Here is a 13,537-nt window from a genome sequence, read left to right as displayed (position 1 = left end):
CTTGCTTAATTGACGATATGTGGGGCGGCTGATTTCGGTGGAGTAAAGCAACTGGGCCTGCAACTGTCCGACGCGGATGCCCCACGAGAGGTTGGGGTAGACCCTGAAGACGGACTGGTTCACATCGGCCTCGCCATTGCTGGGATGGAAGGTGAACCGTGAATCCTCCGCGCGAATGCCGAGACCGAAGAGGCCTACGCTGGTCAGCACAGAGTAGTCGGCAAAAGCCGCACGCTGCGTTTCCCTCAACAAGCTCTGCGATGTGGGCATCTCGCCAAGGGTGCTGGTGTAGTCGTCGTTGCGCCGAGTACGGACATACTCCGCGCCCACTGTTGCATCACCACGCCACAGTTTATGTCCGACTGAGACACGCAGCGACAGCAGTCTGTTGTTGATATGGCTGACAGCCGAGAACGCACGACTACGGCCGGTCTGGCTTGTCTCGTCATAAGCATTGTCTGTCTCGGTCGTGCTGTGGAGATAGTCGAGGTCGGTATTGATTTTGAATTTACCGACGGCTCCAGAATAATAGACATTGAATAGGTGGCTCGGGTTGCTGCGACCACGCTCTTGCCCATCAGTGCGCAGTAGGTCGTACGGCTGTCCGTCTGCAGAGATATGGTTGGTAGAACTCAAATCCATGCGGTTACGCGTGTCGAGGGTCAACAGGTATCGCCCACCAACATACGACTGCTCGGCAATTTGGTAGTCAAAGCCCGCCGTGTTCTCCACACGGTTGTGCTTACGGTGTTCCTGCTCATTGCTGATTTCGTTCCACAGCGTGTCTACATAGGCCGTTTGGGTGAGGTCTTTCCATTTCAAATAGTTGTCCAACCGGTATTCAAAGTTGTCGTACACCGTCCACCGCCGCGCACTATATCGCAAGTTCATCTGCTCTATCGCGCTGGTGTTGCGGTTTTGGTACCATGTAGAGCGAGCATCAACGCTCAGCCCCTGGGCAACGCTGGTATAGGTTGTTACCCGCACCACAGCCTTGATAGCGGCATCGTATTCAGGGCCAGGATTTGTGACCACCTCCAAGCTCTTGATGGCATCAGACGAGAGATGGTCGAGCTCCGACAAGTTGTATATGCGGTGGCCGTCTACAAAGAACACGGCCTGCCCCCTGCCCATCACATCGTATCCGCTTTCCGTCTTTCTCATGAGCGGCATTGCGGCCAACACGTCCTCAAGGTTTCCAGCGCGTGCGAGAGCCGTGCCGCGAACGACATAGCGAAAGCCGTCGCGGGTAAGCTGCGACACAGGGCGCGAAGCCTGTACCCTCACCTCGTCCAACTGATGCTGTGCCTCGCTGAGCACGATGCTCAACGAGTCGCCAACGTTCGGCCTGACGATGGCGGTTTCATAGCCCAGACACGACACCGCAATCATCCATTCGCCCTGCGGTCGCGGCATCACGAAACGCCCTTGGGCATCGCTCACCTCGCCACAGATATAAGTTGAATCGGGACTGCTGAGCATCACAACAGTGGCTCCTACGATAGCCTTGTGTGACGGGTCGTACACATGCCCGGTCACCTTCTCTTGCGCCACGATGGCCATCGACCATGAGGCAGCCAAAATGATTGTCAGAATCCTTACCATCTAGTTAAATTTAATGCGCACCGTCAACTTAGCGGTTGTCGGTCAGTTTGGAAATGCCACCCGTCCTGTAGGCCTCTGCATAGTTGTACACGCTGAGCAAGCTTATTCCAAGGTCGTTGGAGATTGTTTCCACATCGTGACCATGCGCCAGCATCAGTATGCAGGTAATCTGAATCCAATAGGGCCGAAATTCCTTACTGTGCTGGAGCCTGCGAAGGGTTTTGAATTCTTCTATGGATAAGTTTAATGTCATGATGCAAAGATACGTTTTTCCTTAACATCTTCCAAATCTTTTTACTTTCGATTATAAATAGGAACGACGTTGAAATTATCGAAAAATAAAGTCTTAGAACGATGAATTTCAAATTATATTGTAATTTTGTCCAATACTTCGTACGCGAGAGGAACGTTTATCTTGATTCGTTTGCGCATCACAAAGACAATACCCCCTCATAGTTTATAACATTAAAATAAAGACAACTTCATAGAGATTTATGCTTAGAAGATTATACAACCCACTGGTTTCAAACCACAAACTGATGATAAGTAAGTATGCTTTGATGAGCTTGTTTAGCCTATTCGTATTCCCTTGCCACGGACGAAATAAAAATGCAGCCATGCCAAAAGACACTGCCTATGTAAATAGGAAACTAATGGATGAGCAAGCGTTAATGCAAACAGCTATATTGGAAGAATATGGCAAAGAAAATGGATATAAAGCCCCTACGTATCAAGAGTTTCAGGATAGGTGTATGGAGTATTGGGGCATTTCTCTTCATAAAAAGGCACAAGACCATACCGTAAATATAGGACTGTGCATAGAATATACGATTAACGAAGTGAGAAGGTTTGTCTTCACTGAGGCAGAAGGACTGTTTTACCAACCCGAAAAGGAAGAAGACCCAACGGAAGAAGATGCCAAAAAGGTTCTCCTTACACGAGAAAACGGTATAGGCGAAAAGTTTCTAGCTTATAACAAGCTGTTGTTCAACGATAATGCAGCAACACTTTCTTTCTTCTTAAATAATCCCGAATATGCAATAGACATCGTTTTTAACATCGATTATGAACGCAACAAAATGCTTATGGCCAAAAGCATTGATTTTGCAAAAAACGTGTCCAATCATTCATTTTATAGGGATTGTGCAGAAAGCATATTATTCTACAACAACAAGAAAAGGGGATTTCGCCGCAATCTCATTGCCGAAATATTCCGCACGTCTAACAGAACGAACGAAACCATGACTCCGTTTGACGACTTGGTTTATGCCTATTTTGAGCTTTTCACAAAACTAAAATACGCACAACAAGTAAAGGATGCGTGTTTGGCGTACTTGATGGCATGTTTGATTGAGTATGACACAAAGAACAAAGACAACATTGGGGGAATAAAAGATGAAAAAGCATATCAACATCTAAGCAACTTCATGTCTAAGGACAAACATTTAGCCCATCGCCTCAAAAAAAACAATTATTATGGCAACAGCCAATTGAAAGAGCTGGTAGCTGCGGTATTGTTAATGGAGAATGCTATCGATCCCAATGACACTTACTTCGTTGACGACCCCGACGGGTATGCTAATCTCCGTGAAAGAGCAAGCTCTACATCAAAAGTCATAAAACGAGTTGCAACCAACGAAATGCTAACCATTTTGAATAATGATGGGCAATGGTGGAAAGTGCAAACAAAAGATGGAATAACTGGATATATACATAAAAGTAGAATAAGGTGTGCCTTAAAAACAAACCTCTTGAAATAAATCTTCTAGTGGGTAATGTGGTGAATTCAACTTGCAGAGAATACACTGAACAACCTCCACAGGTTATTTTTCGTAACACGACAACTTTTTACCACTGAAAATTGGTGTAGGGTTTCAAATTATATTGTAATTTTGTCCAACACTTCGCACATAATAAGAGCGTTTATCTTGATTCGTTTGTGCATCACAACGACAATAAAGTCTTCTCAATGTTATAGAGATCTTAAAAGTCAAGACGATTTCTACTAATATTAATAATGACCACTTTCATATTCTAAGTTTTTTACCGAACTTTGCGTAATAGATTTATTCATGGAATGAAATGAGCTTAAGGGTCAGGACATTAGTTATGTTATGAAATCAATAATATGTACAGTCAGTGTCTAACACTTTTCAATAAAAAAACAACAATATAGAAATATCATTTATGGCAAATACAGAAGAGCTTATAATGACATGCCTTGCATACGAGACTTTATTTGATGATTTCTCGTCTGTAAATATAGCAAGCATGACACAAGATATTCCATATCTTGCTGCTTTGAATTTCATTATTGCAAAGCACAAAAATTTCTACTACTGCTTGTCCAACTTAGAAGGGCAAAAGAATGAACTATTTGAACTTAGGCTATCTTTTCTTAACGAAAAAAAAGTTTTGTCACGGTTAGAATCATTTATTTTGGGACAAAATAATCCGTATTTTATTGATAATACTAGCACAATTTATTTTGAAATGTATATCCTACAATACTCTGACAAACAGAACAATACTATTGAATTAACTCCAGAGCAAAAGGTGTCAGTATATAAGTTATATCTTTATTGCTCTAGCTTATGGCTTGGGGTTCAACAAAACAACATTGAAAATTTAAATGCATTAGATCTTAACTTAAAAGTAGATGTACCTGTCACAGAATTCAAGTTTCCTGCAGATTTTCATGCTCAATTGTATAAAGCAAACGAGTTCTTCGTTTTTTGTGAGAACAGAACTCCATATAATACGATTTCTAAATGGTTAATTTGTGATAAAGGGAAAAATAATTTTCAAGAGTACCTTCTTGACGTATTTGTGCTATTTAAACAGACCAGAACAAATTACATTCTCAGAAAAAAATCGCTTCCTGAGGCCGTCCACTGGTTTCTAGATGATTATTGTATAGATATAAACACCCAAGAGCAACTATGCAAGGACAAGAATAAAGGTATAAAATATTTAAGAAATCATTTCTTCGTTAAGATAGATGATGATTCATTTCTCCTTTTGAATCCAACCTTTTTAATAGATAAATTCTATGAAGGACTTGTCTTTGATGCATGGAAAGCCATAGAAAAACGTAAAGGAACTGATTCTAACACCGAGTGCATAAGAGACTTTACTGTTCTTAAATCTATGTTAGGACGTTCATTTTCGGAGGAACATCTTTTCTATACGATTATGGACAAGTCTTTCACTTCCACTACCCTAATCAAAAAACGAGGTACAGACTTCTCCAGTGTTGCAGCACCTCCAGACTACTACCTAAGAGACGGGAACAACATTTTTTTCTTTGAGTGCAAAGATTTGCTAATTAATAACGATATAAGATACTCAACAGACCTAGAAAAAGTAAAGAAAGAACTTTTGGATAAAATATGTAGGGACAGCACTTCCAATCGCAAAGGTGGGACTCAATTACTCTATACTATTGATCAGTACATTAACGGGAATAGCCTTTCAAAACTTGATAAGCCATATACTATTGGTGACAAAATCTATCCTATAATTGTAACAACCAACAGCGTCTATGATGCCTATGGTGTTAATGAGCTAGTCATGTATAGATTTATGGAAATCACTAAAAAAAGATATAGTTCACTTGCAGGCAAACTAAAACTACCTATTATTATCAATATGGACTGCTTTATCAAGTTGATGAACGATTTTCACAATGGAAACATCAAATTCAATGAACTTCTAGATGAATATCAGTCTAGGTATTTGGAGAAACCAGATATGCAGTTTAAGCCATCATTCTATCATTTCATTAGAACACGTTATCATGGAAAAACGTTTTCAGAGACTGAGCTACGTTATCTATTCAGTAGTTTATTTGAATCGTTAGAGAAAATATTAAGTAACGCATAAAATAACCGATGTCTGTTTATAACGAAAAATTTAGAAAAGTAAGAAGAGATTATAGCCCTTATCTCTTTCATTTTATTAAAGGTGAGACGTCTAATCCTATAGAAACAATGACAAACATCTTAAATGAGATGAAGCTTAAAAGCGGGAGAGGGTACATTTGTTTTTCCGCGTCTCCCTTGACATCTATAGTTAGATTCTTTGAAACAAAAGTGAATAGGACAGGGAAATCTATGTACTTACCTTATGGTATCGGATTTTCTCGAGATATACTTGTACGTGACTTTGGTGCAAGAAACGTCATCTACTACGATGATCATGAAAAGGATTTAATACCAAAAGAACTTAAGTGGCGAGCTCTACGCTTGAATGTCGACACATCAGATTTTGAATATTTAAGGGAATGGAGAATTAAAGGAGAAGTGTTCGATTTTAAGGATTTCTCTATAGAGGATATAATAGTTGTTGCTCCTGAAACAAACATCCTAAATGATTTGGTTGTCAATCATGATGTAGACATCAATCTGTCTTCTGATGATACGGAACCTGATTGTGAAGAAGTGTTCAGAAGGGAATGGAAAGGTGTCGCGGTAAATAGGGTTAAAGATTTCATGGATGATTTTGCTATGTCAGGTAGTGCAGCGACACAAATAATTGGTCAAGATATGTTAGATGAATTAGTAGCCTCTTTCCCATTTTATACTGGAAAGAAACATTCTGAATAATCAACATACTTGGATTTTAACATTGCATGTCAAACAAAGTTAAGTATCTTTATAATAATGTTATCTTGGTTTTCCTCGTTATATGCCACCATAAAGCAACTTTCAACTTACAGAGAACACACTGAACAACCTCAAGCAGGTAACTTTTCGAGACATACCATGTTTTACCACGGGCAATTGGTGCAGAATCTCAAATTTTATTGTAATCTTGTCCAATACTTCGCACATAAGAGGAGCGTTTATCTTAATTCGTTTGTGCATCACAACGACAATAAAGCCTTCTCAATGTTATAGATACAGCTAAAAGCCAAGACGACTTTAAATAAAAGTTCATTAGCATGTTAAGTAAAACCATTATCAATTATCTAAAACGAAATAATTTCTATCTAGAGAAGGAAGAGGAAGACTACACAAAGGCTCTATTGGAGTTGGGGATTGATCTTGAGTCGGACTTGGCCTATTTCTGTCTGCATACAACGGAAGCGAGCTTTAAAGGAAGAGCTGGTAGTATTGAAAATATTTGTTGGTATTTGATATACTCGACATATACTCGAAGAATAGAATCTCTGCAATCCTACTTAGTTCTGCCAAAAGAATACATTCCATTAGATAGCTTTGAAACAGAGGGTGGCTTTTTTTACAACCGAGAGACAGGAGAAGTTTTGGAACTTGAACTCGGACAAAAATTGATTGATTTTCAAAATGGAAAACTTCAACCACAGTGGAAAAGCTTTAATTCCTTCTTGGAATGGTTTTTTGAATTGGATACGAACTAAACGCCGGCCTTAATGAAGTTGTCTTGACTCTTAATGTAATTGGAGTTGACAGTAAAATTGCCGAAGTGTAAAGGATTAGAATAATGAGCTCGTTGGCGTAGCTAATGAAGTACACGCTAAATTAACTCCGCCAACAGGTAAACTCATAAACTTATTATCTTCCCCACTGACAAAGGAGAAAAGTAGGGAAGAACTGTTTCTTCTAATTAAAGGTTAATCCATTATAGCCAAACAGAATTGCATTTGGAAAATTGTTGTTAGAAGAATGCAAGACGTGCGTAGCATGGCATCAATAAACCCTTACGCAGGGGAAAAGGAACACTTTGGTTTGCTTACAGTGTATCTGTGGCTCTCCTAATCCAACTCTGTTTGACTATAACACAACGTAATACACAAGGCATACCACTCCCCTCTCCCCTTGGAGAGGGGCTGGGGGTGAGGCCGATTGGGCTGGGATTAAGGCCAGTTGGGACCGAGTTTGTTTCCCCAAACGAACAAGGCAGCGACGAAACAAATTGTTTCATCGCTGCCTTGCAATGTCGTTAAGCGAGGCCGTGGCCGCGACTTATTTGCCGTGATGTTCGTCAGAAACGGTGAGTTTCTTACGACCGCGCGCACGGCGAGCAGCCAAAACGCGACGACCATTCTTCGTTGACATCCTCTCACGGAAGCCGTGCTTATTCACCCTTCTGCGGTTGTGGGGCTGAAATGTTCTTTTCATTGCTTTATCTTAATTTATTGTTATAATCTCGCTTTTGAGGTGCAAAATTACTTATTTCTTTTTAAACAGCCAAATGATAATGAGGATTTAAGCATTTAAGTGGATGAGTTTGTTGGTTTTAAGGCTCGTTCTAAAATTTGCTTTGGCGGTTTTTGGGATTTTACCTAAGTAGATTTTGCTTACCTCTTGAAGGTACATTGCGTGCTATGCTACCTAAACGGCAAGCCAAAGATGCCAAATATAAACCAATAGGCACCGAAAAGCCCTACACGAAGAAACACTTAAAGGCAGGGGACACAAAATTAGCTTTACCGTATTTTTAGCTTTAAACTGAATGGATTTTGCTTACTTCGTGAAGGGGCGTGGTGGACTATGCGAGTGAAAAAGCAAGCAAAAGATGACAGATAAAAGCAGAAAGACAGTGAGGTGCTACACCAACGGACTGCGATTGAAGAACCTTGTGGGGTGTTTTAGAACATGCCTAAGAAACGTGCCTTTACCAGAACCTGCCGTTAAACGAAAAGCACTCCGCACATTCCCCTTACACCCTGCAACCGCATACAAGGCGCAAACCTTTCAACGACATGGCACATATCTTCAAAAAACGAACCATGTCGCACCCACGATAACCATGCGCAACATTCTACACTTGCCGTGGCCAAAGCAGAGGCACGGCAAGTTGATGTTTCATTCTAAATGCGGATGAATGTCAGAACTTACGCAAGAAAAGAAAAAGCGGTATGCCAGCCAAAGGCGTGCAAAGTGCGCAAAGCACACAAAAATACACTTTCACTTTCCAATGTTCACGGCGTGTAAATAGAGGCATTAGCACAGGGGCAATGATGCAAGAGAGAATCTGTGTAACCGTCATTGTGCGTAGAATTTAAGATTTTAGTTTAGCTGAATAGAAGTCTTGTTTGCACAACTAAATGTCGTTCACGGTATGTTGAGCTTTTCAGTGGCAAAGACCCCTTTCGTTTGTCGTGTGCTAAGTTACGCATAATATTTTACATGTCGCCAACTTTTAGAACATATTTTTTGTTCGGGCACGATTTTTTAACACTTCAACAACGTTTTCAGCATCAAGCCCCTAGCTATCCAACTTGTTCCCTTTATTCCATTATGCTCGATTTTTGGCAGAATGTTTATGCGGCGCGAAACGAACATTATACAACTTGTGACAAAATGAATGGAAACTTAGCCGCACGCTGAACTTTTGCGACAACAACTTAAACCCCAACAGACCATTAGATGGCTTATCAAACATTTTAGGTTGTTTCCATTGTTTGCCGTTCACCTTTCGTTTGCTTGTCGGCATCTTGCCCACCCCTATTCTCTTGACGTTGCCCGCTAGGTCCTCAATAATATAGTCAAACAGAGTTGCTTTTGGAAAATAGTTGTTAGTTGAATGCAAAGCATGCGTAGCCTGGCATCCATTAACCTTTACGCTGAGTAAAAGGAGGGCCGTTGTTCGCTCACAATGCAGCTACGACTTTCCAAACCCAATTCTGTTTGACTATAAGACAGACAACATGCCCGACAATACACTAAATCCGCACAGCCGACAATGGCCGATTGGGGTTAACATCGTTCACATCATTGCGCCCATCATGCTCAACCCTATCGTTTGTGCCAATACAGAGCCCGTGTTCTTATCTCGGGAAAAGCCTTCTGGCGATTTGTTAAATTGGTCATTATGTTTTACAAATCACGTTCTTCGGCCGAACCATTCTAGAAAGGAAAACCCGCTAAAAACTATATAAAATGCGCCCAAGCGATGATTTTTGAGCAATTTTCGGGCACCTGTCCCCCTCCGTTCTTGGCCATTTACTATGCTTTTGCATTTCTCTTTGAAGAAAAATCCTCCCAAATTCGCACCCGCAACTATAAGGAAATGTCTTATACCAGATTTACTTTAGGGCAATTCAGTTAATTCTCTCTTAGGAATCTTTGGAGGTTGACAAATGCCACATCCTTATTCCTTGAAAAATGTTTTGGAAGAGTTCTTGATGTGTTTTGTGCGCATAAATCCCAAATGACGAGCCGTTTGGACACACCTGTTCCTTTCATACCTGCCTATGGGTCGGTATAAAACCACCTTGTTTTTTTCAAGCTGCCTTCTTCATGCCCTTGGCCATCTGCCCTGCGGCAAGGAGGACGGCATTTGCCGTATGGATTCCGTAGAATAGTAGCAATGTTTCGCAGGACATGTTGCGTGCCTTGATGCGCTCAACGGCATAGCGCTGTTTCTTGTTTCCAAAGCTGCCCGCCATTACCGTGACCTTGAAGTTTCCGATAATCCTTCTCGCCTTCTTGATACCTCCGACTTCCTCTTTGGACTTTGGCTCTTTTCTGGCGAAACAAGTCATCATGCTTTTTGGCGTACACGTGGTGCGGTTGGCATTGTTGGCATATATGGAGTCGGCACCGATGCGGCCGACTTTGATTCCCGTCAGCGATTCCCGATATTCAATGCATTGCTTAAGGCGCATGCCCTCGTTGAAAGCCTTGAAGGAGTGGTGCCCTATAAATGATACGCCGTCAATCTGTATGTTGTTGACTTTTGCCCAAAACACCATACGCTTGTTTTACTTACCCCTGACGATGGGACGGTGCTTGGGACGGTCGGTGCTGACAATACGGTGCTTGCTCTTGGAGACAAGCTAGTCGTGAAACCATTGGCAACACTCACAAAGCAGTTTGACGTCTGTGTGGAAACGTAGGTGGCTCTCATAGCAAGTCGTATCTGTCAGGTACAGATCCTTGTTTTGGGAGCCGTCTTTCCATCGGGCGTACAATGTAATTTTTTGTGTTGATGAGTTTTTAAGTTGGTGTTTTTTTAGTTGGTTAGTTTGTTTGTTGATGAGTTTTAATTTTTTTGAGTTAATATCCTGGTGAGTTCGCGAGTTTGTGGGTTGGTGGGTTTGTAAGTTGATGTATTTGGGACTTGTTGGGCTTTTGGGAGTTTATAGGTCAGTGAGTTGACTTGTCTTACACCCCTCTCCATTCATAGAAACATTAAGAGTTATGGCGATTTTGCCGTAAGGTTTTAACTCCTTCGTTTCATAACCCCTTATCTCCTTAGCATATTACTCCCATCTCCCCTTGGAGAGGGGGTAGGGGGTGAGGCTGTTGCCCTCACCTAAACGCCTCTTCCGTCAATATGCTTTCGAGTTCTTCTGCCGATAGGCGCAGGCGGAACTTACCGCCAATGGCTACCGATATGTTGCCCGTTTCTTCGGAAACGATGACGGCCATTGCATCGCTACTCTGACTAATGCCCATAGCAGCGCGGTGGCGAAGACCCAACGAGCGGGGAATGTCTTGGTTGTGCGATACGGGCAAGATGCAGCCCGCGGCCTTGATGCGCTTTTTGGAGATAACCATTGCGCCATCGTGAAGTGGGGAATTTTTGAAGAAGATGTTCTCGATAAGCCTTTGGTTGATGCGGGCATCGATAAGATCGCCCGTATCAACGATGTCGTCTAGCGGTTCGCCGCGTTCGATAACGATGAGTGCGCCCACCTTTCCGCGCGCCATCGACATGCAGGCCATGACGATGGGGATGATGGTTTCCTTATCTTCTTTGGCGTTGTTGTCGTTCTTGTAGAAGTATTTCATCACGCCGCGCATGCGCTGATGCGCCCCTAGCGAATAGAGAAACTTGCGTATGTCTTCTTGAAAGAGAATGATGAGGGTTATTACGCCCACGCTAACCAGCTTGTCGAGAATACCTCCAAGCAGGCGCATCTCGAACACTTGGCTCACCAACAACCATATCAGCACAAAGAACATGATGCCGATGAAGATGTTGAGCGAGCGCGACTCTTTCATCAGTCGGTAGAGATAATAGAGCATCAGTGCCACTAGCACGATGTCGATGATGTCTTTTATTCCGAAATCGAAGAACATATTGGCTTGTTGTGTAAGGCCGAAGGCTGGCAAAGAGCGCGTTCGGGCAGGTGATGAATGGGTTTTATGGCGTTGTTGCCGACATCGTTCGGTTGAAGAGTGTTATCACTTCTACCGCCTCTTTCACATCGTGCACGCGCAGGATGTTTGCCCCTTTCATCAGGGCGATGGTGTGTAGCACGGTGGTTCCGTTAAGGGCAGTGTCGGCATTGCCGCCCACTGTTTTGTATATCATCGACTTTCTAGACACGCCAACCAGCGTGGGAAGGTCGAGCACTTGCATCTTCTCCATTTCGTTAAGCAGCAGGTAATTGTCTTCTACCGTCTTTCCGAAGCCGAACCCTGGGTCTAATATGATGTCCTTAACGCCCAAAGTGCGCAGCTGCGACACCTTTCGGGCAAAGCCAAGCAGCACATCGCGCAGCGTGGGTTGCACAGACATCAGTATGTAAGGCACGCCTAAGCGGGCCACGGTGTGGAAAATTTGCGGCAGTTCGCCTGTTTCGGGTTCTAGCGGAACGTTGGCAATGCCCGTCAGTCCGCCGTCGGAAACATCGTTGATGATGTCTACCCCAAATTCTTCTACGCACATTTGTGCCACGTCGGGGCGGAAGGTGTCTACCGAGATAATGGCCTCTGGCTGTTCTTTGCATACCACGGCGAGTGTTTTGCGCAAGCGTTTCATTTCTTCTTCTTGGCTCACTTGCTCTGCTCCTGGTCGGGTTGAGAACGCTCCTACGTCTATCATCGTACCGCCTTGCTCGATAATTTGGTTGGTTCGTAGGGCTATTTGTTTCTCTGTTCGTGCGCGGCTGCCAGCGTAAAACGAGTCGGGTGTGGCATTGAGAATGCCCATTACGCGTGGTGTTGAGAGGTCGAAAAGTTTCTGTTTAACTGTGATTGAGAACGACATTTGTTAAGGGTTTATGCTTGTTTGCGGCGTGTTGGGCAAAGCTATGTGCCCGTGGCGCGATGCCGTTTGGGGCGATTTGCCGAACCTGCCAAACGTGTTTCCAAGCCTCCTACCCATTGGGCGAATGCCTGAAAACACGTGGTTTAGCGGTTTGCGGTGCGGGATGGGGCGCACGATGTTACATTCAACGGGCGCGCAATGCAGCCCTCCTTGCCGCGTTTGCGATGTTTAGGCATGTTCTAAAAATTCCCCGCAAGGGTTCAATTGTTGTTCCTTGTGTTGCTCTTCACTGTCTTTTTGCTTTTATCTGGCATCTTTCGCTTATTCTTTTCAGTCGCATAGTTCACTATGCTCCTTCAAGAAGTAAGCAAAACCTGCTCAGCTAAAAGTTAAAAATACAGTAAAGGTAATTTTTAGAACCTGCCTATATTCGTTGGTTTTGAGGGCTTATTTGGCCTTGCCGAACAGCTCGTCGAGCATCGTATAGAAGGCGGGGTCTTCGCCAACGATGGTCTTAACGATCTTACCGTCGGGCCCTACGAGGATTTTTGTGGGAAATCCTTGGATGGCATAGTCGCCCAACAGCTTGCTTTCGCGTGGGTTGTACACGTTCAGCCAAGGCAGCTCGTGCTTTTTAACGGCAGCTTTCCACTTCTCGGGCGTGTCGTTGCAGTCGATGCCCAGTATCTCGAACTTGCCTTTGTACTTCTGGTAATACTCTTTCATCTTTGGGAAACCCTTGATGCAATAGCCGCACCACGAGCCCCAGAAGTCAAGAACCACGTACTTGCCTTTAAGGCTCGACATTTTGAAAGGCTTGCCGTTGAGGTTGTTCAGCGTGAAGTCGGGAGCAACAACGCCAGCGGCCTGTGCCTTAGCAGCCTTCTCGTCGGCCTCCTTTTGTTTCTTCATCCCATTGATGCTGGCCATGTAGAAATCTTTCATGCGGCCTTCTCTAACTGCGGGCGACATCAAGCTGGCAGCCTCTTCCATCTCTTCCAAC

Annotated in this window: 11 protein-coding genes; 4 read left to right on the top strand and 7 right to left on the bottom strand. The window is 43.4% G+C overall.

Annotated features, from left to right (window positions below; all coding sequences use genetic code 11):
- Both BN93_RS06670 and BN93_RS06665 read right to left on the bottom strand, forming a co-directional pair.
- Positions 1-1,605 (bottom strand): carboxypeptidase-like regulatory domain-containing protein (locus BN93_RS06670; RefSeq protein WP_044260041.1); only part of this gene is annotated, 1,605 nt, incomplete at its 3' end.
- Between the two features lie 28 nt (positions 1,606-1,633).
- Positions 1,634-1,858: a helix-turn-helix domain-containing protein gene (locus tag BN93_RS06665; RefSeq protein ID WP_019187563.1), complete on the bottom strand. Its 225-nt coding sequence runs from the start codon at positions 1,856-1,858 to the stop codon at positions 1,634-1,636.
- Between the two features lie 241 nt (positions 1,859-2,099).
- Here BN93_RS06665 and BN93_RS06660 point away from each other — a divergent pair, with 241 nt between their 5' ends.
- From BN93_RS06660 to BN93_RS06645, 4 genes are all read left to right on the top strand, one after another.
- Positions 2,100-3,365, top strand: coding sequence for an SH3 domain-containing protein (locus BN93_RS06660; RefSeq protein ID WP_044260040.1), 1,266 nt, complete (start codon positions 2,100-2,102; stop codon positions 3,363-3,365).
- A 427-nt stretch (positions 3,366-3,792) separates the two neighbouring features.
- The gene (locus BN93_RS06655; RefSeq protein ID WP_019187560.1) at positions 3,793-5,490 is read left to right on the top strand and encodes a hypothetical protein; all 1,698 of its coding nucleotides are present in this window, start codon (positions 3,793-3,795) and stop codon (positions 5,488-5,490) included.
- Between the two features lie 8 nt (positions 5,491-5,498).
- Positions 5,499-6,212, top strand: a complete 714-nt coding sequence (locus BN93_RS06650) for a hypothetical protein (protein ID WP_019187559.1) — start codon at positions 5,499-5,501, stop codon at positions 6,210-6,212.
- Between the two features lie 338 nt (positions 6,213-6,550).
- On the top strand, positions 6,551-6,988 hold the full coding sequence (locus BN93_RS06645) for a hypothetical protein (RefSeq protein ID WP_019187558.1): 438 nt from the start codon (positions 6,551-6,553) through the stop codon (positions 6,986-6,988).
- A gap of 565 nt (positions 6,989-7,553) precedes the next feature.
- On the opposite strand, the gene rpmH is transcribed toward BN93_RS06645, so the two are convergent.
- The 5 genes from rpmH to BN93_RS06625 all read right to left on the bottom strand — a co-directional run.
- A complete protein-coding gene (gene rpmH / locus BN93_RS16695; RefSeq protein ID WP_009228614.1) occupies positions 7,554-7,709 on the bottom strand; it encodes a 50S ribosomal protein L34 in 156 nt (51 codons plus the stop codon).
- Between the two features lie 2,108 nt (positions 7,710-9,817).
- Positions 9,818-10,288 carry a hypothetical protein gene (locus BN93_RS06640; RefSeq protein WP_019187554.1) on the bottom strand — a complete coding sequence of 157 codons (471 nt, stop codon included), beginning with the start codon at positions 10,286-10,288 and terminating at the stop codon, positions 9,818-9,820.
- Between the two features lie 559 nt (positions 10,289-10,847).
- Positions 10,848-11,621 (bottom strand): diadenylate cyclase CdaA, encoded by a 774-nt coding sequence (gene cdaA / locus BN93_RS06635; RefSeq protein ID WP_019187553.1) that lies wholly within the window; start codon positions 11,619-11,621, stop codon positions 10,848-10,850.
- Between the two features lie 64 nt (positions 11,622-11,685).
- The gene (gene folP, locus BN93_RS06630; protein ID WP_019187552.1) at positions 11,686-12,534 is read right to left on the bottom strand and encodes a dihydropteroate synthase; all 849 of its coding nucleotides are present in this window, start codon (positions 12,532-12,534) and stop codon (positions 11,686-11,688) included.
- Between the two features lie 447 nt (positions 12,535-12,981).
- Positions 12,982-13,537 (bottom strand): TlpA family protein disulfide reductase (locus BN93_RS06625; RefSeq protein WP_157462741.1); only part of this gene is annotated, 556 nt, incomplete at its 5' end.

This window comes from Prevotella conceptionensis 9403948 (genome assembly GCF_000312305.1).
Lineage (GTDB): Bacteria > Bacteroidota > Bacteroidia > Bacteroidales > Bacteroidaceae > Prevotella > Prevotella conceptionensis.
This window is presented reverse-complemented; position numbering and strand designations above follow the sequence as displayed.